General features: G+C 63.5%; 19 protein-coding genes and 2 pseudogenes. 15 read left to right on the top strand and 6 right to left on the bottom strand.

The features are described 5' to 3' along the window. The 4 genes from AC1DNG_RS21360 to AC1DNG_RS21375 form a co-directional block, all read right to left on the bottom strand. On the bottom strand, positions 1-556 hold a 556-nt coding region (locus AC1DNG_RS21360; RefSeq protein WP_476888273.1), incomplete at its 3' end, for a thiolase family protein. A gap of 68 nt (positions 557-624) precedes the next feature. Further along, positions 625-990, bottom strand: a complete 366-nt coding sequence (locus tag AC1DNG_RS21365; RefSeq protein WP_476888274.1) for a Clp protease/crotonase-like domain-containing protein — start codon at positions 988-990, stop codon at positions 625-627. A gap of 571 nt (positions 991-1561) precedes the next feature. Beyond that, positions 1562-2194, bottom strand: coding sequence for a TetR-type transcription factor C-terminal domain-containing protein (locus AC1DNG_RS21370; protein ID WP_476888275.1), 633 nt, complete (start codon positions 2192-2194; stop codon positions 1562-1564). Positions 2195-2236: 42 nt separating this feature from the next. After that, a complete protein-coding gene (locus AC1DNG_RS21375) occupies positions 2237-2449 on the bottom strand; it encodes a hypothetical protein (RefSeq protein ID WP_476888276.1) in 213 nt (70 codons plus the stop codon). A gap of 148 nt (positions 2450-2597) precedes the next feature. On the opposite strand from AC1DNG_RS21375, the gene AC1DNG_RS21380 reads away from it, so the two are divergent. The 13 genes from AC1DNG_RS21380 (at position 2598) to AC1DNG_RS21440 (ending at position 16391) form a co-directional block, all read left to right on the top strand. Further along, the gene (locus AC1DNG_RS21380) at positions 2598-2741 is read left to right on the top strand and encodes a hypothetical protein (RefSeq protein WP_476888277.1); all 144 of its coding nucleotides are present in this window, start codon (positions 2598-2600) and stop codon (positions 2739-2741) included. 106 nt (positions 2742-2847) lie between these two features. Further along, positions 2848-3321 carry a hypothetical protein gene (locus AC1DNG_RS21385; RefSeq protein ID WP_476888278.1) on the top strand — a complete coding sequence of 158 codons (474 nt, stop codon included), beginning with the start codon at positions 2848-2850 and terminating at the stop codon, positions 3319-3321. Between the two features lie 128 nt (positions 3322-3449). Then, entirely contained in the window at positions 3450-3983 is a 534-nt protein-coding gene (locus tag AC1DNG_RS21390) for an NADPH-dependent FMN reductase (protein WP_476888279.1), read from the top strand. Continuing rightward, positions 3980-4468, top strand: a complete 489-nt coding sequence (locus AC1DNG_RS21395; protein WP_476888280.1) for a flavin reductase family protein — start codon at positions 3980-3982, stop codon at positions 4466-4468. Before AC1DNG_RS21390 ends, AC1DNG_RS21395 begins: the two co-directional genes overlap by 4 nt. A 105-nt stretch (positions 4469-4573) precedes the next feature. Beyond that, positions 4574-4858 carry a TetR/AcrR family transcriptional regulator gene (locus tag AC1DNG_RS21400; RefSeq protein WP_476888281.1) on the top strand — a complete coding sequence of 95 codons (285 nt, stop codon included), beginning with the start codon at positions 4574-4576 and terminating at the stop codon, positions 4856-4858. Positions 4859-5078: 220 nt separating this feature from the next. Next, positions 5079-6482, top strand: a complete 1404-nt coding sequence (locus AC1DNG_RS21405; protein ID WP_476888282.1) for a hypothetical protein — start codon at positions 5079-5081, stop codon at positions 6480-6482. Positions 6483-6570: 88 nt separating this feature from the next. Further along, the gene (locus tag AC1DNG_RS21410; RefSeq protein WP_476888283.1) at positions 6571-7662 is read left to right on the top strand and encodes an LLM class flavin-dependent oxidoreductase; all 1092 of its coding nucleotides are present in this window, start codon (positions 6571-6573) and stop codon (positions 7660-7662) included. An 11-nt stretch (positions 7663-7673) separates the two neighbouring features. Then, the gene (locus tag AC1DNG_RS21415; RefSeq protein WP_476888284.1) at positions 7674-9167 is read left to right on the top strand and encodes an aldehyde dehydrogenase family protein; all 1494 of its coding nucleotides are present in this window, start codon (positions 7674-7676) and stop codon (positions 9165-9167) included. A gap of 8 nt (positions 9168-9175) precedes the next feature. Then, positions 9176-10672, top strand: a complete 1497-nt coding sequence (locus tag AC1DNG_RS21420) for a GMC family oxidoreductase (RefSeq protein WP_476888285.1) — start codon at positions 9176-9178, stop codon at positions 10670-10672. Further along, a complete protein-coding gene (locus AC1DNG_RS21425) occupies positions 10669-11163 on the top strand; it encodes an NUDIX domain-containing protein (RefSeq protein WP_476888286.1) in 495 nt (164 codons plus the stop codon). The genes AC1DNG_RS21420 and AC1DNG_RS21425 overlap by 4 nt, the downstream gene beginning before the upstream one ends. A 58-nt stretch (positions 11164-11221) precedes the next feature. Beyond that, positions 11222-13555, top strand: coding sequence for a LuxR C-terminal-related transcriptional regulator (locus tag AC1DNG_RS21430; RefSeq protein ID WP_476888287.1), 2334 nt, complete (start codon positions 11222-11224; stop codon positions 13553-13555). Between the two features lie 1798 nt (positions 13556-15353). Further along, on the top strand, positions 15354-15743 hold the full coding sequence (locus tag AC1DNG_RS21435) for a hypothetical protein (protein ID WP_476888288.1): 390 nt from the start codon (positions 15354-15356) through the stop codon (positions 15741-15743). A 99-nt stretch (positions 15744-15842) separates the two neighbouring features. Further along, the gene (locus tag AC1DNG_RS21440) at positions 15843-16391 is read left to right on the top strand and encodes a hypothetical protein (RefSeq protein ID WP_476888289.1); all 549 of its coding nucleotides are present in this window, start codon (positions 15843-15845) and stop codon (positions 16389-16391) included. 809 nt (positions 16392-17200) lie between these two features. Here the strand turns inward: AC1DNG_RS21440 and AC1DNG_RS21445 are convergent. Continuing rightward, positions 17201-18649 (bottom strand): GntR family transcriptional regulator, encoded by a 1449-nt coding sequence (locus AC1DNG_RS21445; protein ID WP_476888290.1) that lies wholly within the window; start codon positions 18647-18649, stop codon positions 17201-17203. A gap of 163 nt (positions 18650-18812) precedes the next feature. Here AC1DNG_RS21445 and AC1DNG_RS21450 point away from each other — a divergent pair, with 163 nt between their 5' ends. Further along, the gene (locus tag AC1DNG_RS21450) at positions 18813-19190 is read left to right on the top strand and encodes a hypothetical protein (protein WP_476888291.1); all 378 of its coding nucleotides are present in this window, start codon (positions 18813-18815) and stop codon (positions 19188-19190) included. A 1152-nt stretch (positions 19191-20342) separates the two neighbouring features. On the opposite strand, the pseudogene AC1DNG_RS21455 reads toward AC1DNG_RS21450, so the two are convergent. Continuing rightward, positions 20343-20738, bottom strand: a pseudogene (locus AC1DNG_RS21455) (glycoside hydrolase family 15 protein); the annotation flags it as partial. A 17-nt stretch (positions 20739-20755) separates the two neighbouring features. Between AC1DNG_RS21455 and AC1DNG_RS21460 the strand changes: the two are divergent. Next, positions 20756-20885, top strand: a pseudogene (locus AC1DNG_RS21460) (acetyl-CoA C-acyltransferase); the annotation flags it as partial.

Below are 20885 nucleotides of genomic sequence, written 5' to 3' on the forward strand. Positions count from 1 at the left end.
AACGGGCGGCGACTTCGTCCTGCTCCTCGCGGCTGATGCCGCGGGTGGCGTTGCCGGCGTCGGTCGCAGCGCCCATCAGCTCGCCGCTGAACGGATCCTGCAGACAGTCATGGTTTAGCGAGTCGACCATGGGAGAGTCCCCGATGGCAACGCCTGCGCGCAGCCCTTTGACCAGGTGCGGGGCATTGGTCATGGACTCCTGCCCGGCCGCAACCACAAAATCGGCCTCCCCTGCCCGGATCATCCGGGCGGCGTCGATCACTGCCGTCAGCCCGGACAGGCACAACTTATTCACCGTGACTGTGGGCACGTCCCAGCCGATACCCGCGCCCAGGCTGGACTGCCGGGCCGGGCCCTGACCCGCCCCGGCCTGGATGACCTGCCCCACGATGACGGCCTCGATCTTCTCAGCCGCCACGCCTGCACGTTCCAGGGCCGCGCGGATGGCATGGGACCCGAGGTCGCTGGCGGACAGCGGGGCAAAGCCGCCGCGGAAACGTCCGAACGGGGTGCGTGCCCCGCCAAGAATAACGGGTGTTCTGGTCTCTGGACTCATGGGTTACCTTTCAAGAAAAAAGTAAGAAAACAGGTAAACAACCAGCATGATGATGCTTTCCGTGTCGGCTACGGGTGGTCAGTTGAAGGGGAAGATCCTTGCACATACGCAATGGTCGGGAACGGCAAGTCGCGCAGTTTGAGGAAGCTCGGGTCGTAGTCGAGCTGCCGGACGCGTTGTGATGACGGTGTCAGATCATTACCATCAAAGACCGAGGCCCGATCCGCACCCTCACAGATGCTGGTGCCCTCTCCCGCCGCGATCAGGCAGCGACCGTCAGGGTCCACCCCAGCAGCTGGATTGCCTCGAGGAGTTCGGCGCGCATTTTGTGGCCCGATGTCGTTGCGCTTGTCGTGATTGGCAAGCACGAGGAACCGCACGCCATTGGGACGGCGTTCGAGTCGTATCCGTGTGAATTCGTTGTTCAGGTTCATCGTGGGTCTCCTCGGCAATTCGCATCAGCCCCTCCGGGCTTGTCGTCTAGGAAGGGTTGCAGTCAGTGTGTCCGGGCATTGCCCCGGGAAGCCCAAGTCCATTCGCCTAAATGTTCAACATACCTACCGGTCGGATTGAAGTCTATCGTAAGCACTATGCACTTCGGTAGGCAAGGATGTCTGAAGGGCCTCTTCCCACTATGACTTGATCGACATTGACGGGGAGGCGGCTTAGCATGCTCGACGACCGCCGCGCAGCCTGACGACTCGCCATCTGGCACCCCTCCACCCCTTGGAGGCGTTGCTGATTGGTGCTCAACGACCCTCCTTTGCTCGACAGCGACGGCGAATCCTGTACTCGCCCTCTCGGGTACTCAAGGCCTTGGACACCTTCGAGGATGAGCTTTTCCCATGCAGTGCCGGCGCCGAGTTGGGCTGGAGGGACGCGGACGTCCGCCCACACGAGTCAACAGCTGTGGGTGCATTCCGGCGCCGGTGGGTTGTGGAAAATGGCGCACGAAGCCGCAGCGCGCTAGGGAGGAACGCGGTAGCACCTCGGACTGCGCGGGGTTCAGCGCTCAATGAGGCCATCGATAGCGATGTTGGCGTACAACTCGCCGATTGCCTTTAGCGGCACTGAACCCTCGGTGTCGAGCCAGGTGTGTGCCCAGGCGTTCATACCGATAATGCCGAAGGCGATCAGACGTGGGGATCCCATGGGCCGGAACACCCCGGCGGTGATCCCGTGCTCGATAACGCGTATGAAGCAGGACTCGAACTCATCGCGCTTGGCCTTGATTTTTTCGAAAAGCTCCCCGGTCAGGAAACGCCGTTCCTGGATAAAAACGGCCGTCTCCGATTTATACATAGCCATAGGCTCAAAGAGTGCCTCTACCACCAAAGCGCGCAGTTGCTCGCGTGGCCCCGTATCCCGGGACAGCACCTCGAGCGCACGGGCGAGTTGATAGTCGATGAACTCGTCGTGAAGGGCGGAAAGGAGCTCTTCCTTGGCTCCGAAGTGGTAGTAGAACGCGCCTTTGGTTAATCCTGCCGCGTCCACAATGGCTTGGACTCTTGTGGCTGCATATCCATACTCTTCAAAGAGCTTGGTTCCGCTTTGCATCAGTGCCTTGCGGGTCCCGTCCGGGTCGCGCACCCTGCTGCCGCTTGAACCGTTCTGCGTGTCCTTGCTTGCTGTGACCACTTCGGCCTTCCTATCTTTCTTCCCTCGGACCGCGAGGCACCATTATTCGCCCGGCTCACTCTCAGGATACCAACTCGTCGGTACTATCGTCTGACCGAACAGGTCAGTCAGGAACCCATCGAAATCCTGAAAGAGCATGGCTGCGAGCTGCAGCACGAAGGGCTTGGAGTCCACACTGAAGCTGGCCGACAAGCAGCGCGACGGTATCTTCGGCACGGCCGAGAAGATGATCCAGTGCCTCACAAGCAGGAACATGCTGCGCTGGGTCGCCCCGGCGCAGGCCCATCCGTGGCCACAGATCCCCGCCAGTTCAACCCCCCGACCTTGCCACGTCCCAAGAGACGATCTACGTCCTCTCCAAGGAAGGGGCGGCTCAGCCGCCCCACTCACAACGGCACTGACGGTGGCCATTGCAGAGGCCACGGAGGAACGGGCCGAGCGCAGCGGCGGCCGCCTGCCACTGCCCGCGCTCGATGAGCTGGCCAACGTGGCCCGCTGGGCCGGCCTGCCGGACCAGTTCAGTCACTACTACGGCTCCAAGGCCTGATCGTGGTGGCGATCCTGCCGTCCTGGTCCCAAGGTATCGAGCTATGGGGTGAGGCGAATAGGCGGAAATCTGGTCCGCCGCGGACGTCAAGGTCTATGGCGGGGGAGTGGGCGAAGACGGGTTTCTCCGCGCCCTCTCGGGCCTCATTGGCAACTACAGCTACATCAACGTCTCCGTCTTCTCCGGGAAGTCGGGTCCAGCCGCTCCCAACTTCGACGTCTCCAACCTCGCGGAACTGGACCGCGGCCGCACCGTCGTCGTCGCCTCCGGCGCACCCGCCACACTGGCCCGGACCCTGCCCCGGTACACAGGCCTGCACAAAGAGCCAGTCGAAACCTCCATCAAGGCCAACAGCCCACGCCGCGAAGACGACGCCAACACTGTGCTGGTACCCGTCAGTGAAGCCGTGGCAGCCAATCCCTGGCGCCAGCACACTCGCACCCGCCCCGATCGAAACGCAATCGAGCACATGATCGCGGTGATGCGCACGACCCGCACGCCCGCGCCATCGTCGGTCATGGCGTGGGTCGTGCAGCCCCGGGCAGCCGGGGCATCCATCTTCCTACGGACATCGCTATGAACGTTTGCGGCACCATTCCCTGTGCTCCCCAGGATGGGCCGACCAGCGCTGCGTACGTCACGAAGATACGTAGCGAATGGGTAGTTCTCCTACTGCCGCCGCGAACCGGACGCTGGATACGCTGAACCATGCCTACAAAGAAGAAGGTCGGGACCCTCATCGGAAACCCGCGCCCAGCCAGCAAGACGACGCGGGTTGCGCAGGAGGTTGCGAAGCGCGTGGCAGAAGCCTTGGGCAACGCAACCGTCCTTACCCCGGTCGAGCTGGGAATCCACGGAGCTGCCGTGCTCGAGCACCCGTCAGCGGAGGTCGACGACGACCGTGACGCCATGGCCGACGTCGATGTGCTCGTGGTCGCGTCCCCCACGTACAAGGCGACGTACTCCGGATTGCTCAAAGCCTTTCTCGACCGCTACGCCGCCAACGGACTGGCTGGAGTGGTCGCCGTCCCCGTCATGGTGGGCGGTTCTCCGCAGCATGCTCTCGCCACGGAGGTGCACTTACGGCCCCTGCTAGTCGAGCTCGGCGCCATCGTGCCTGGGAGGGGACTGTTCGTCCTCGACTCGCAGCTCGACGGTCTCTCCGAGACCATCGAGAGCTGGCTGGAAGGCGCCTCCTCCGCGTTGCGCGCCGCAGTCCGCTCAGAGGACGCACGGCCATGATCGAGCGTGAGCGCTTCAAGGCCATCATGGGTCGTGCTCCGGGCCCGGCGACCGTCGTCACAGCCTTGGACTGCGACGGCACTCCGCAAGGACTCACGATGTCTGCGGTCTGCGCAGTGTCCTTGGACCCGCCCATGATCCTCGTGTGTCTCGACCGCGGGTCGAACACGCTGCGACCTATCCGCGAGCACGGGTCATTCACCGTGAACTACCTTCGCCACGGCCACGAAGAGGTGGCCCTGAACTTCGCTTCCAAGTCCCGTGCGAAGTTTGACAGCCAAGCATGGGAGCTCCCGCCGAACGGGGTGGGCGGCCCGGTGCTCTACGAGGACATCGCGGCTTACGCCGTCTGCCGCGTCACCGAGCTGATCGATGCCGGCGACCATGTTATCGCGGTGGCTGAAGTCCTCGATGGTGACATCCGAGAGGACCACCATGCGCTGGCCTATGCTCGGCAGCAGTTCTTCACGGCGGTTGGCGCATGACTAAACAGTGTCGACCCAGGAAACGGCCCGGCCGTACGTGCCGGTTGGTACGTTGTCCTCGTGTCACGCCCACCGGCACCGGTGCGGCGAGGACGGGCGACGATCGTGGCCGAGATAGCAGCGGGCAAGCGACCCAGTCGGATGCCGGACGCCGAAGGTGTCAGGCGTGCGCTCATTCAGGTCGGCATCCAGCTGTTCGAGGAGCAGGGGCGCGCCGCTACGTCCGTGCAGAGCTTCGTCGATGCGGCAGGCTTGACGAAGGGTGCATTGCACCGCCACTTCGAGAACAACTGCGGCCTGCTGCGTCGGGTACACGACGAGTTCATCGACCACCAGCTGCGCCGTGCGCGCAGCGTTATGTCGGAACCTGGGCTGACCCCGAACATGTGAGCGCGCCGCCTGATCGTCGACGCTCTCCTCGAGCGGATGGCGATCTACAAGGCGGAGATCATCGTTTTCCTGCAGGAGCGGCGCTTCCTTTACGGCGAGAGCTGGCACCACAACTGTGACTACGGCCACCAATAGGCCCCCCGTTCTATTTGAAAACCAACCGGTTGGTACTAAAGTCGCACCCTGCGACCCCACCACCCGCTTCTGAAAGAAGGACGCTGTGTACTTAAGCTACATCGCGGCTGCGGTCGGTTTCGACGAGACTCAGGTCTCGACGCACGCGCAGCTCGCTACCGCCTACTACGTCATCGGACTCATCGCGATCTTCCTCGCGATCGGTGGCGTGTTCATATTCGACGCGGGACTCAGCCGCAAGGGCAACGCCTTGCACACAGTCGTCCAGAAGCTCGGCGTGACGATCGCAGGAGGCGCGGCCATGTCGGTCGTCGGCTTCGCTATCTGGGACGTCCAGTTCACTCAGGCCTTCGGCTCCAAGTCGCCGATCCAGGATGCGTTCCAGTCTTGGTGGCTCTTCGGGGACAACATCAACACCTACTCCCAGCAGCTCGACCACACCATCGTGCCCGATGCCGAGGCGTTCCAAGCCTTCTTCGCGATCTTCATCGCGTTCGGTGCGTTCCTCGCGGCGCTGCTTGCCGGCTCGGTGATCGAGCGGGTCAAGACGGCCCCCCTCGTCGTGATCGCCGCGGTGTTCGCAGGCCTGGTGATCCCGTTCGGAGGCTACTTGGTTTACGGCCCCGTCGGACCCCTGTCCAACGCAGGCACACACGACTTCGGTGGCGCCTTCTTCTACATCCTCCTGGGGACCTGGGCGCTCGTCCTGGTGTGGCGGGCCAAGCCGCGGCCGGGAGCGGTCGAGGACGACCCGGCCCGCATGCCCCTGCCGCACAACATGCCCTTCGTAGTCCTGGGACTCATGCTGTTCATCGCGGGCCTGTGCGGCTACGTGCTCCTCAACGGATTCCTGGTGGAGGGGAGCGGGTTCTTCGGCATCACTCTCAACGAGTCCGGCATGGGCGTTGTCCTCACCAACCTGATGATGACGATCATGGTCGCGGGCATCGGGGGTCTGGTTGCTTGGCGGGCAACCAAGAACGTCTACTTCTTCCTGACATCGCCGATCGCGGGCTGGATCGCGGCCTCAGCGTCAATGGATGTGGTGAAGCCCTGGCAGAGCGCGATTATCGCGTTCTTCGCGCCCTTCATCGTGGTCGGCTGCTACAAGCTGATGCGCAAGGCCAAGCTCGACGACATCAAGATCGTGCCGCTCACCCTGGGCCCCGCCATCTACGGTGCCCTGGCTACCGGGGTGGTGGCCAGCGGCACGAAGCAGGGCGGCTACCTCGGGCTCGAGGGTGACTACACCTTCCAGCACGCCTCCATCAGCCTCGGCCAACAGGCCATCGGCGTCCTCGCGTTCCTGGCATTGGGCCTGGTCAGCGCCCTGGTGTTCGTGCTCATCGTGGAGAAGGTCCTGGGCCTGCGCGACAAGCGAATCGACCAGGGTTTCGACAAGGACCTTGACCGGACAGTCATTGGCTGGCCGGGCTACGGCGAGGACACGCCGCCCGTCGGTCTGCTCCCGGTCGAGGCGGCCGACTGAGTCGAAGAACCACACCCACGAGGCTCGTCTTCCTCACAGAACCATTCACGAACAAACGTCAAGCCCAACGCTTTGAAAGGACCCCACAATGGAGTTCGGAATCTTCATCCCCAGTGCCCGCAACGGCTACATCATCTCGGAGACCGCGCCGCAGTACTCGCCCACGTACGACCACATGCGCGAGATCTGTCAGACGGGGGAGGAGAACGGCTTTTCCTTCGCCCTTTCGCTCTCGGCACTGCGCGGGCACGGCGGGAGCACCGGCTTCTGGGACGATGCCCTTGAGTCGATGACCCAAATGGCTGCCCTGGCCCGCGACACAAAGTTCATGAAGCTGATCGGCTCGGTGAACATCTTGGCCATCCACCCGGCGATCGCCGCGCGGATGGCGATGACGATCGACCAGATCAGCAACGGTCGCTTCTCCCTCAACATCGTGCCAGGTGGGTGGCACCCCCGCGAGCTCGAGGTGATGAAGGTCTGGCCGGGCTACGAGTACAACGAGTACCGGTGGAAGTACGCCGGCGAGTACTGCCAGGTCGTTCGCGACCTCTGGGAGCACGGCGTGTCGAACTTCCAGGGTGACTACTTCCAGTACGAGGACCTGCGCATGGGTCCCCAGCCGGACCACCACATGAACATCGTCTGCGCAGGCGCGTCCGATGACGCGATCAAGTTCACGACGCAGTACGCCGACCGCTCTTTCCGACTCGCCTGGGGTGGCCCGGATGCGCTCCGTGAGGTCGTCGACCGGTTCAATGGCCAGATGGACGACGCCGGCCGAACCATCCGCCCCTACGTCGCGCTCGGTGTCGTCATGGCCGACACCGACGAAGAGGCAGAAGCGAAGCTGCAGAACTACATCGACAACCCGGACCTGGGCGTCATGGAGTACATGCTCGGTCAGGCAGCGACGGACTCCGCCAAGGGCGGCACCTCCGAGATCCTCGCCGGTGTGGATGCCAAGGGCTTCGTCCAATTCTCCACCGACTTCATTACGGGGTCTCCAGAGAGCATCGCGCGGCAGCTCGACGAGTGGGCGGAGATCGACGTTGCCGGCTACATGCTCGTATTCCCGGACTACGTCGAGGACATTAAGCGGATGGGCCGTGAGGTCTTCCCGCTGATGAAGAACTTCACGCCGCCCACCGCCCCTGCGCGAGCTCTCGCTCAGGCCTGAAAGGACAAGCTATGACAACCACCACTAGCACGCTCCCGGCCGACCTACAGTCACAGGTCGGCAAGGCCCAGAAAATGCTCATCGGTGCCGACTGGGTCGACGCGACCACCGGCGAGACTTTCGACGTCTTCAACCCCTCGACCGGCAAGGTTGTTGGGCAGTCCGCAGCAGGCACCGCCGCCGACGTGGACCGTGCCGTTGCCGCGGCCCGTGCGGCGTTCGTCGGGGCCTGGAGCAAAGTGACCCCCATCCAGCGGGGCCGGATGATCGCGAAGCTGGCCGAGCTGGTCGAGCAGAACGCCGAGCAGCTCGCACAGCTCGAGTCGCTGGATGTCGGGATGCCGATCATGGAGGCCCGGTACCTCGAGGTACCATTCTCCGTCGACGTCCTGCACTACTACTCCGGATGGCCGACCAAGATCACCGGTGACACCATCCCGGTCTCGTTCCCGCACAACTTCGGCGGTCCGTACCATGCGTATACGCGTCGGGAGCCGTTGGGCGTGGTCGCCGCGATCATCCCGTGGAACCTCCCGCTCATGATGGCTATCAAAAAGCTGGCCCCGGTCCTTGCCACTGGCAACACCATCGTGATCAAGCCGGCCGAGCAGACTCCACTTGCGATAGCGCGCCTTGCCGAGCTCGTGCTCGAGGCTGGCATCCCCGAGGGCGTCGTCAACTACGTCACGGGCCTAGGGGAGGTCGCGGGTGCCGCACTCGTGGACCACCCCGGTGTGAACAAGGTGACTTTCACTGGCTCGGTGGAGACCGGCAAAGCGATCGCGCGTGCGGCCACAGGGACCCTCAAGCGGGTCTCCCTGGAGCTGGGCGGCAAGTCGCCGCACATCATCTTCAACGATGCCGACCTCGATCGGGCGATCTACTCGGCAGGCATTGGGATCTTCGGGGGCCAGGGCGAGAGCTGCGTCGCCGGCTCGCGTCTGTATGCCCAGCGCGATGTCTACGAGGACGTGCTTGCCGGCCTTGCCGCACGCGCCGACAGCATCAAGCTCGGGCCCGGATTGGACGCGGCCAGCGAGATGGGCCCGCTCATCTCGGCGGAGCACCGCGAGAAGGTGCTCAGTTACATGACTTTGAGCCACGAGGACGGCAGGGTCGTCGCCGGAGGCCAGGCGTGGGGTGACGAGGGCTACTTCGTCCGACCAACCGTGGTCACGGATCTGCGTCCGGACTCGCGGGTCCTGCGCGAGGAGATCTTCGGTCCGGTGCTCTCGGTGATTCCGTTCGACACCGAGGAAGAGGTGACGGGCCTGGCCAACGACTCCGACTTCGGTCTCGGAGCCGGTGTATGGACCCGCGACGTCGGGCGTGCGCACCGTATGGCCGCCACCCTCGAGGCCGGCCAAGTCTGGGTGAACTGCTATCAGGCCGTCGACGCAGCACTGCCGTTCGGCGGCTACAAGCAGTCCGGCTCGGGGCGGGAGACCTGCAGGGAGAACCTGGACGAGTACCTCGAGCTCAAGACCGTCGTGGTCCACCTCTGAGGCCGGACGTGTCGACCTACGACTACGTGATCGTCGGCGGTGGCTCTGCGGGCAGCGTGCTCGCCGCGCGCCTGACAGAGAACCCCGACGTATCCGTCCTGCTTCTCGAAGCAGGCGGAGACGACCGCCGGCCCGACGTCGAGGCGCCGGGGTCCTGGCCGGCGCTGCTCGGAAGTGACGCCGACTGGGGCTACGCCACAACAGCTCAGGAGGTCACCGGGCGCTCGATCCCGGCGCATCGGGGGCGGATCCTTGGAGGCTCCGGGTCGATCAATGTGATGGCGCACCTGCGGGGTCACCGGTCGGACTTCGACGGCTGGGCCGAGGCCGGTGCGGTCGGATGGGGTTACGCCGACGTGCTGCCCTACTTCATGCGGTCCGAAGACGTGCCGGCCGGCGACCCTCGCTTCCGTGGCCGTGGTGGACCGCTGCAGCCGCAGCCGGTCGCCGAGCCTCACCCGCTGAGCCTTGCGCACATCGAGGCGGCGAGCAGGGCCGGCCACCGAGTCGCCGAGGACCTCAATGACGGTGACCTGCTCGGGGCCGCGACACACGACCTCCTGATCGGCGGGGGGCGTCGGCAGAGCACCGCGACAGCGTACTTGCACCCCGCCGCACATCGCCCCAACCTGGCGATCCGCACGGGTGCGCTGGCTCGGCGGCTGATCATCGCGGACGGGCGTTGCTCGGGCGTGAAGTTCTTGCAGGATGGACACCTCGCGACGGCATACGCCGCCGTGGAGGTGCTGCTCTGCGCCGGTGCCGTTGACTCGCCGCGGTTGCTGATGCTGTCGGGCGTCGGCCCGGCCGACGTCGGCATCGACGCCTTAATCGACTTGCCCGTGGGTCGCAACCTCCAGGACCACGTCATGCTTGCGGGCGTCAGAGTCCAGGCGGATCGACCATTGCCTCCACCGAGCGGTCAGTACGCCGAGGCGACGCTGTTCCTAGGAACCGATCCCGCTGAGGTGGGTCCGGGGCTGCAGATCGTGCAGGTGCAGGTCGACTACCACCTGCCTTGGCAGGAGCCGCTCGAGAACAGCTTCACCTTCGGCATCGGCCACATGCGGCCGAGGAGCAGAGGCTCGGTGCGTCTCGCCTCCGCGGACCCGGACATCCCACCCCTGATTGACCCGCGCTACCTAACGGAGCAGTACGACGTCGACCAGCTCGTCGTGGGCGTCGAGGAGGTCGACCGGCTCACGAGGACGGGGGCCTTCGACGAGTGGGGAGGGAAGTCTCAAACCGAGGCGTTGCTCCAGCTCGACACCCCCGACCTCGAGCGTGCAGTCGGTGATGCCGTGAGCAGCTTCTTCCACCTGTCGGGAACCTGCCGGATGGGAAGCAACGAGGACTCCGTAGTGGACTCGCGGCTCAGCGTGCACGGGCTCGCCGGCCTGCGCGTAGTCGACGCCTCGGTCATGCCCACCATCGTGTCCAGCAACACCAACGCCGCCACGGTGATGATTGCCGAGCGGGCGGCTGACCTCATCCTCGGCCGATGACGAACGACCTTCCGCTCCGGACAGAGGACCCGCAGAACGGCGAGGTGGTGGCCGTTGTCGTGACTTGGCGTGGTCGCATCGGCCTCTTCAGGCGCAGCAAGCGCGTCAGCTCCGACGCGGGTCGATGGCACTGCATCACGGGCTTTGTGGAGCGCGACGAGACGCCGTTGGAGGGGGCCGCTCGTGAACTGCACGAAGAGACCGGGCTGGCGGTGCGGGATCTGTCGCTCCTGCGCGACGGACCTGTCCTCACACTCGTCGGCCAGGACGGCGGAGAGTGGCTGGTTCACACCTTTCTTGCGGCTACCGACATGAGACGCTTGCGGCTCAACTACGAGCACGATGCTTACCGGTGGGTGAGTCCTGGTCGGCTGGCCCGCTTCGACGGCCAGGTCGCCTGGCTTCGCGACGTACTCCGAGCGGTGACACCCGACGCACAGGCGGTTCCTGGACTTGCGAACGTGTCGGACCCGTCGCTTCTGATAATCTGACGGAAAGGAAAGAATTCTCGTTAGCACCCACGCCCGAAGTCACGAACGCCTGCAGTTGGTGGAGACTACGAATTTGGCCCAGCCTTCCTCTGCCGTACGGCGCAACCCAGACGCCCTCGGCGGCCTGCCGGCCGAGCTCACGCGCTTCATCGGCCGCCGCCGGGAGCTCACGCTCGTCGGCGATGCCCTGGCACGGTCGCGCCTGATCACTCTCACGGGTATCGGGGGAGTGGGAAAGACCCGATTGGCTCTCGAGGTCGCACGGGCGGCCTCGACGGACTACGACGATGTCTGTGTCGTGTGGCTGGCCGACGTCGTTGAGCCGGCGTTGCTGGGCCACACCGTCAACACGGCGCTGGGCGTGCGTGTACGCTCCCCCCGTTGGCAGCTCGACACCCTCGTCGAGTTCCTGAGCAGCAGGCGCGTGCTGCTTGTGCTGGACAACTGCGAGCACTTGGTCGAGCACGTCGCCCCGTTCGTCGAGGCGCTGCTTCGAGCCTGCTCCGGGCTGAGCATCCTGGCGACGAGCCGCCAGCCACTCAACCTCGACGGTGAGGCGGTCGTGAGAGTGCCACCCCTTTCTGTCTCCGACCAGGTCCGCGGGCCTGGGGCCGGATCAGTGAGTGAGAGTGAGGCGGTCAGCCTCTTCCTCGAGCGGGCGTCGGCTGCCCTGCCAGAGCTTACCGTGACGCCCGACCAGAGAAGGCAGATCGTCGAACTCTGCCGGATGCTCGACGGCATCCCGCTCGCCATCGAACTGGCGGCTGTGAGGCTCCGCCTCCTTCCGCTCGGTGAGCTGGTGGCTCGGACTGGCGACCGCTTCGGTCTACTAGCCCATGGCAGGCGCACGGCTCCGGCCAGACACCAGACGTTGCGCGCGTCGATCGACGGCACCTACGAACTGTGTTCCTCGGCCGAACGGCTGCTCTGGTCGAGGCTCTCTGTCTTCTCCGGCGGATTCAGTCTCGAGGCGGTGGAGACTGTCGCGTCTGGCGATGAGGTGGAACGGGATGCGGTGCTCGAGCTCGTCTCCGCCTTGGTAGACAAGTCGATTGTTACGAGAATAATGCACGAAGGTGAGCCTCGGTACACCATGCTCGAGACCATCCGGCAGTATGCCAGCGAGCACTTGGACGCGGAGGCCGCACGTGAGCTGAACCGGCGTCACCGCGAGTGGTTCGTCGCTCTCGCAGGGCGTGCGGACCAGGAGTGGTCGGGCCCGCACCAGGTCGAGTGGCTGGCGCGACTGCGTTGGGACTACGCCAACCTCCGTGTCGCCCTGCAGTCCTGCCTGGCTGCGGCCCCGCAGCAAGGGCTCAGACTCGCGTGGAGTATCGAGAACTTCTGGTTAGCCCGCGGTTTCTTGAGCGAAGCCCGACTCTGGCTAGACGATCTGCTTGCCTGCGACCCGTCTCCCACCGTCGACCGGGGCCGAGCTCTGCGGTTGAGTTCGTGGCTGGCCATCCTGCAGGGTGACCATGCCGTGGTTCCGCCCATGCTCGAAGAGGCTCAGGCGATCGCACTTCACACCCGTGATGCGGTTCTCGATGCCTATGTGGTTCAGGGATGGGGGCTCCTTGCGATGTTCCAAGGTGACCTGTCGACGTCGATCGAACGACTCGAGACCGCAGTCAAGGCGTTCGCCGAAGCCGGTCACCCGACCGGAGAGATCCACTCGATGTTCGAGCTGGGCATCAGCCACGGGTTCGCGGGAGACACCGAGCGTGCGGCGGAATGGCAGCGCCGCTGTCAGGAGCTTGCGAGTGAGATGGGCGAGTCGTGGTGGCGCTCCTTCTCGCTGTGGGCGTACGGCATCGACAAGTGGCGCCAGGGTGACATTGCAGACGCGGCGGAGATCGAGCGACAGAGCCTGCGTCTCAAGCGGCAGCAGGACGACCAGCTGGGTGTCGGGGTCTGTCTCGAGGCCATGTCCTGGATCGCGGCGGCCGAGGGCGACTCTGCGCGTGCGGCTCGACTGATGGGGGCGGCCGACTCGATACTCCGACGAGTTGGAATGTCGATCGAAGGCAGCTTTTCCATGTGGGACTACCACCGGGAGACCGAGGAGAATCTGCGCCGGGCTTGGAGTGAACAGCGTATCCAACGTGCCTACACGGAGGGTGCGGCCTGGGACTCCGACGATGCAGTGGCCTTCGCGTTAGGCGAGTCGGCCGGGGAGAATTCCCACGACCAACCGCCGCTGACCAAGCGTGAGCTCGAGGTGGCCGAGCTCGTCTCCCGTGGACTGACCAACCGTCAAATAGCCACGTCGTTGTTCATCTCGGTGCGCACGGCTGAAAAGCATGTGGACCACATCCTGAGCAAGCTCAACCTGTCCAACCGCTCCCAGCTTGCTGCTTGGACTGTGGCGCGGACGGTTGACGACCGATAAGTAGGGCCTCTCCACGGCCGGTGCTGCTCCGGGTGTGGCACGGCGAAGCGACATCGCGAAGAAATCGGCTCCGCCTGCTCAACGCATTGGCAGTGGGCTTGGAGCGCGTCATTCTAGGGACTTCATCTACCGCTGTCCGGCCAGACTCGATCCGGGCGATCGGCGGAACGCTCTTTCTTCGGACGGCGCTGACTTGCCAGCGATCGGCACGCTCTGCTTGGGCTAGCCAACGGGCTGCCGTCGGCAGCTCATCTGCGCTAAGAGGTCACTACCGCGCCAGAGGCGACTCGCCCAGGCGAAGATCGAAGGGCCGACGTGGGGTGGTGAGCGTCCGTGCAGTTGGCGCCTGGATCGGCCCCGCCTGTTGGCGAAGGATTGCACCCGTGGCCAGAAAGCGGCCACCTGCAGTCGCAACGACCCAATACCACTCCGCTAAAAACCAAAGCAGCCGCGAGCTCTCTCTGTAAACCACCCGAAGAGATCCGTGATTGTCCAAGCGTCTCCGTAGTCGCTGGCGTCAGCGCCGGAGGTCAGGGGTTCGAATCCTCTCCCGCAACGATAAGACCCTTGACCGGTTCATCAAGGCGCCCGATGCAGTCAGGTTGATCGGACTGCGGCGGGCGCTGTGGTCGCCACATCATCCATTGCGTAGATTCAACCATCTATGTAGTCTAATAGGACCAACCGGTCGGAATGCAAGCGGATCACATCCTTTGCCACTGAAGTGTCAAAGACGGACTCGATCCACTACCGGATCCACTCAGGTTTTTCGACCCGGGGTTTCTCGCCTCTCCGGTGCCGGCGGATAGCGGTGGCGGCGAGGTCCCGCGTGATGAAGGCTTCGAACTCCCAGCCAGCGAAGCCCTTGTCCCCGAGAATGACTTGTCCGGCCCAGAGCAGGGGATAGTTGCTTGGGCAATCAATTATTGTGCCGAAATGTCTGAAGACAACCGCCGCGGAATCGAAAGAAAAGGGAGGCAACCATGTCACTAACAACCTCAACGATCACTGTCAAAGTCAAGGATGCCGTTTCAGTAGACCGCCAGCTAGAGCATGCCAGTTCAATACTGCGTGAGAAGGCTACGAGTTGGGGTCTTCTCGTAACCAGGGTTGACTTCACAACATTCACCGTCGCGCTCAGTCCCGACGTCCCGTTCGGCTTTACCCGGGAACTCGATTTGCTCTGAAGAGCGAAAGCCTCCGTGCACCCTCATGAGCAAGGATGCGGCGCATGCCTATTAGAAGAGCCACGCCACGAAGAGCTGGAGAAGCACTCCTGTCTATTTGGACGGGACTCAGGCCCTGCGGAAACTGCCAATCCCGAGTGAGCTGAGTTTTATGCCCATCGCGGCTTAGCAGAACCCGTACCAATCGGGGGTGGGGCGCTGACCGTTGCTGGGTGAAAGACCCAGGCTCGACGCCAGACACGCCCCCTTTTGCGTGCACTCCCCACATGCGCCGATAGCGGATCTTTCCTCAACCTAGACTGACGAAATCTCCGTGATGGGTGCCGAATATTTCAAGTGCCAAACAGATTACAACGATGGCCGGGAGCCCGACCGCCGAGAGAGTAGAACTTATGACCATTCAAGCAGCCCCCACCGCCTCGTCATAGGCCTTAAAACACGGAGGGAATTGGATGCCGCTTTGGACGGGGCGCTGGGTCTCTTGAAGCCGGCGGCCATGGCCGAACAGGTCGGCATCCTGGTAACGCGGCTCTCCCCTGGCTGTTACGAGGCCCGGCTGAACGGTGAACTGCCGCCGGGCACGATAAGGGAGAGCCGGGGTACGTCTTCCAATGAACCGCGATAGGGGAGGTATCTCCGACGAGACGACCGACAACTGGATGCCGGTCGTATGCTCAACGGCCGGCCACGCTCCCTGCTCGCTGCGACAGGCGGCCGCGAAGCTCGCGGCGGGGCGAAAAGGGCCGAAAGAATCCCTCACGCGATGTGAAGTCGATGCCTTCCTGTTGCTTGCGTCAGGGCACCGGGTCGTTGTCCTGGATCACGAAACCGGTGAAGTCTGGCACGGTGCGGTTGACGAGCCTTTTCCGGAACACGGGCTTGTCTGGGTGGTCACGGATTTAGGCGAGCGGAAGGTGCTCGACATTGCCCTGCACACGATCTGGAGACAGGATGCGCGTCACGTCTGTGGCAGCCAGCGCGAAGACCCCGGCAGCACCTGATCCTAATAGCCATACCGGATCTCCGCGAAAATGCGGCTTGGCGTGAATGACCGCCGGTCGCGCCATCAGATCACGAAAAAATAGGAGGAGACACCAGCCATGCGAGAAAAACTCGATATCAGCGCCGCGTCCGCGGGTCCGTCCGCTTGGTCCGTGCCGATCGCGGATGATTCGCACGCCGGCCGCACGAAGACCGATGCGGAACAGACCGGTCAGACGGCCGACGGCATAAGCGAGCGGCCAGCCTGGCCGTCGTTGTCGACTCATGCATTCGGCGTGCTGCTGGCCGCGGAGCTTGACGATCTGCGGAGACGGCAGCAACCAGGCCTGAACCAGCCCCGCACATACTCAAGGCGACTCGCATCTGCACAAAAATCCGAAGTATGGCGGGATCAACTCTTGGCGGGGATCGAAGATCTCGCCAGCGAGCTGAAAAGGAAGGTGGCCCACTTTGCGTTGTTCTGCGCGGTCCAATCGTCCGATCAGGCCTCAGCCCGAGCCAACGCGTCTGCTGTGGCATGGATGCAGGAAGCCCTCGAAGATATCGCCGCGACGGCACTGGGCATGGAAATGGAATCCCGGGAGATGCTCCTCCGAGCAAGGCAGGCCGATTTTCTCCGGGCGAGTGAGGCCGAAGGCAGGATCTAATCTTGGGCACGGCCCAGGATCAGAAATGAGAAACCGTGGACGGATCAGTATTACTGCTGTGTTCTGCGCGGCGGCGGACCGCTGGCGCCTGACGCCGCCCGCCTAAGATTCGGAAGGCTTCCCAAGATACGAGGAAAATTCTGGACATACTCGATGACCCCGCTATGGGGCCTCTTCGAAGTATGGAAAGGGTAGCCGACGCCACTGGCACCCGCTTCCACAATCCCGACCCCCTGGAGGTTGAAGCCGTGAACCGCCCTCGCCGGCAGTTCCAGGGCAGTCTGATAGACCATGGAGTGCCGCCGCCGGCCGGCGGCGCCTCAGCCCCTCCTCTGCTCCTCACCCAACGCCAGCTTGTCATAATCTCCGTTATCGGCGTGCCGAAATCCGCGGGGGAGTGGGCCCGAAGCGGGCCAAAAGAGGTCGGTGGGCCGCAGATTGATGCGGTCGCGACGTCCGCCCTTCGGACGGTCGGGGCCGAGTTCTGGGCCCGGCATTCCATCGCCGAACTCTCCGCGAAAACGGAGGACTGGCTCGCAACCAGGGCCGGCTGAGCGAGCCCGTGGTGATCCGCGAAGGCGAAACCCAGGTGTGTTCCCACGCGTTCATACCGATAAGGCCGAAGGCGATCAGACAGGATCCAAGGGGCCGGAACACCCCGGTTGTGATCCCGCGCTCGATAACGCGTCAGGACCAGCTGTGCCCCCGACTGACCCCTTTGGTCGGCAATGAAGAGAGACAGGCTCGCGCCGCACACGCGTCGTCACGCCATCGGTTCCGGAACAAGCACGAGGGGAGCCGGCGACGGTTCACCGAGTCGCATCAGCGGCATTCTGTCCGGTTCTTACACCTAGACAGAGGCTCCACGGGACCGATGGGAGAGCGATTCTGCGTTCGGTCTGATGGGATGGTGAGAAGATTCCACCGACGAGGCTGGCCGTGTTGGTAGCGAGAATGACTTGATTCTGATCCACGATGCACGTGTTTGGCGGCAAGAACCGGAGGAACGGATCGAATCCAGTCTGGAGACGGCTGACGAGGACGTCAACGGCAGCGACGCCAGCCATCCTGCCGTCCCTCATGACTCGCTTGGTGAAGGAGACGACGTGCTCGTTGGATCCGAGGGCGTCCACGTAGGCGTAGCTGGCGTGGACCTCGTCATCAGCGTCGTGCGCGGGCCACCACGGTGCTGTCGTGTAGCCATAGAACTCCAGATCCACTTCCACCCGCTGCGCCGATTCCGGACCCGACGGGATGTAGCACCAGAAGAGGCCCAGTTCGCCGAAGAAGGATGGATCGGCCACGAATCCCGTCCCACACAGAGCCGGCACGGCTTTCGCTAGGTTCTGGCACACGTCGTAGACAGTCACCAACTGATCCAGCCTGCCGCTCTTTGAGCGGTCGAGGTCAGTTTGGACGGCTTCTTCGACGGTCCGGATCGACGCGACCATGGTCCCTTCGAGGCTCGCAGCGAACGATTCGACGGCGGAAACTGCGCTATCGATGCCGTCGATCCCTGGCGGCGCTCCTGGTGGCGGAGATTCCAAGGACATCCGCAGATCGATGAGGCGGTTCATATCCTGGCGCACATGGTCTTCGGCGAGGGCTCGTGCTCGAATGGTGTCCCCGGCTCGTATTGCGTCCACGATCATCGTGTGCTCATTCGCTGCCGCGCGTCGGCGGTCGGAAGCGCCGGTCCACACCAATGCCCCTACCGCGGCCTGCATCGCCATCTCCTGACGGGCGAACAGGACGGATCCCGACGTGGCCGCGAGCTCTATGTGGAATCGGCTGTCCGCTCGCGTCATTTCAACGGGTGTCTGCGCCGTCTCGATCATCACAGCCATCGAAGCGAGGCGCCCGATGGTGACCTGCTGCGATCGGCCGGCCACCGCCGTGGCGACTGCCCCTGCTAGGAAGGCCCGGTATTCTCGGATGTCGCGCAGCTCCTCAAGGGAGTACGCGGCAAGGGCGTCCTGCTGAGCCCTGGTGATGTCTCCGGTGCTCGCCCTCACGAAGCTTCCGCCGCCTTTGCCGCGTCGTGTTTCCAGAAGTCCCCGATGACGAAGCTCGGCGAGGGCGGCACGCAGCGTCAAGGTGGAGACGCGCATCCTTGCCGCCAGCTCGCTTTCACTGGGGAGCTGGGTTCCGTCTTCCAGTACGCCCAGCTCAATCGCATGACGGAGTCGGCGCCCGATCTCTTCGCCACGCTCGACAGTCTCTAACGGCGCGAATGCAAGTTGCTCTCTCCAGCTCATGGAACACGTCCTTAAATCTGTGCGGCGAACGAACGATACCTTTGACATTTAACCTTCAATGTTCATTGACATTTGACATTAAAGGTCTAAAGTCAAGTGTATCAGGGGGAGACGGGACACGCGTCCCTGACCATTCCGATCATCACGCAAGGAGTCGATGGTCATGATAGATAGCACGGATGTCGTCCACGTCTGGCAGCGAGCCGGGAACTCGACGCCGGTCCACCGCCTCACCCTTTACGCACAGGCGCTTACCGCAAATTGTCCGATCGGCGCCTACCGGACATTGAACGATGCGCAGGAGGACAAAGCAATCCTCGCCCTGTTCTGCGTGGACCGCCCCCGGGCGACCATTGCTTCCCTCCATCAGGTGCCCCCTCTGGCCCTCTCCGGCTACCACCAGTTGCTCCACGACCTCGCCCGCGAAGGGCTCGGGCCGGGCGATGGATTCCGCGCCGAAGCCCCCCGCTTCGGCCATTCACCCGACACAGCCCTTCACCAACGCATGGACACCCCCGCTTTCCGGGGAGGCGAACCATGAAGCGCCGCAGCTCTGGAGCCAGCACTGTACCGTTCGCTCCCGCGGGTGCACGCATCCGGACAGTCCTCCCCCAATTGCCGGCGCTGGTGCGAGCTCGGGCCGACAACCCGGTCGCTTGGGATGAGCTCATGCGTGAACTAGACGCCGACTACGCCTGAAGCCGCTCGAACACTATAGAAGGGAACGACGGTATGCCCCGGGAAAAGGGCTTTACGCATTGCCGCTCCAACTCCTACGTGGAGTTCTACGGGAACCAATGGCTGATTATTCCGTTTGCACCTGTCGCACAGCCTCACTTCTTTGTCTGTACGCCAGGTCCCGCGCACCCGGATTCCACGTGAAAAAGACGGAAGGCGACCTCAACGCACGCGATGTAGTGGCCGCCACCGGGCCGCCAGCACACAGCCGCCGGCATCGGATTCACCGAACGCTCCAACGGTTACGCCACCTGCCAGGGCCCTGGGGCGTTGCAGAGGATCTATGACCGGCTACAACCTGGCACCATTGAGGATTTCTTCCAACGCTGGATGAGCGGGCTGCCGCTGCAATTGACTGACGGTGACCGCCACGCAGGTTACTGGTGGTAGCTGTCGATGCGCCAGATCGAAGTCTTGCGCACCTTGGACTTCGACGCCCCACGCCGGGCCGATCATTCTTCGAGGCGCTGGTCGCCGACAATCTCGACGTTGGAAGACCAGACAGCATCGAACTGATCTTCAACCGGACACCGCCTCTACGGGCGCGGAGTACTACCACCGGAAATCGGGACGGCGAAAACAAAACTAGTCACCCGCGACACGTCGCGTTCTAACTGCGAACACCTACGAAAAGAGGAGAAATCATGCCCAGACGCCGAGTGACCCACAATAGCCTGACTCAGACGGCATTCCGATCAAGCGGGCCGGGTCAGAACATCTTCGCTGAAGAAGCACCAGCTCCGCTTCAGGATTTTGGCATTGACGAATACTCTGCATCCCCTTGGATTGGCCTTCACTACAGGCACGAGTTCCTGCTCCACTACAGGCACGAATTGCTGGAGCATCAGGATCTGAAGGACTAACGCAAGAAGATAGTTCCGCCCCGAATGCGCCTTTAATCCATTACAAACCCGAAGCCTGCAAGGCGACAACGTGTGCATCGGGTGCCAGCACGTCACACTCCAGACCGAACGGCAACGCTGGGACGGTCGACGCCGTGCAAGGCGCCCGCCGCTCTCACGAGCGCCAGATGCGAGAGTGCCTGCGGAAAGTTGCCAGCCATCCGTTGTTCCTTCACCGCGAACTCTTCACTAAGCAGGCCGAGCTCGTTGGAAAACCCCACCAGCTTGTCCATGAGAATTGTGGCATCGACCTTGCGGCCTGTGCGTGCGGACTGTTCCACAAGCCAAAACGAGCACGCAAGGAAAGGCGGCTCTCCGGGATCCAGCCCGTCGACCCCGTTCTCGGTACGGTAACGCAGCAATAGACCGCCGTCTGTGAGGAGTTCTTTCTCCAGCCGATTTACGGTACCCGGTATGTGCTCATCGTCGTAGGCAAGAAAGCCAACCTGCCATCGGGGACTCTCCCATGGTCGACTCGCTAAACCATGACTGTCTGCAGGATCCGTTCAGCGGCGAGCTGATGGGCGCTGCGACCGACGCCGGCAACGCCACCCGCGGCATCAGCCGCGAGGAGCAGGACGAAGTCGCCGCCCGTT

Source organism: Arthrobacter sp. 01T425, assembly GCF_056398725.1.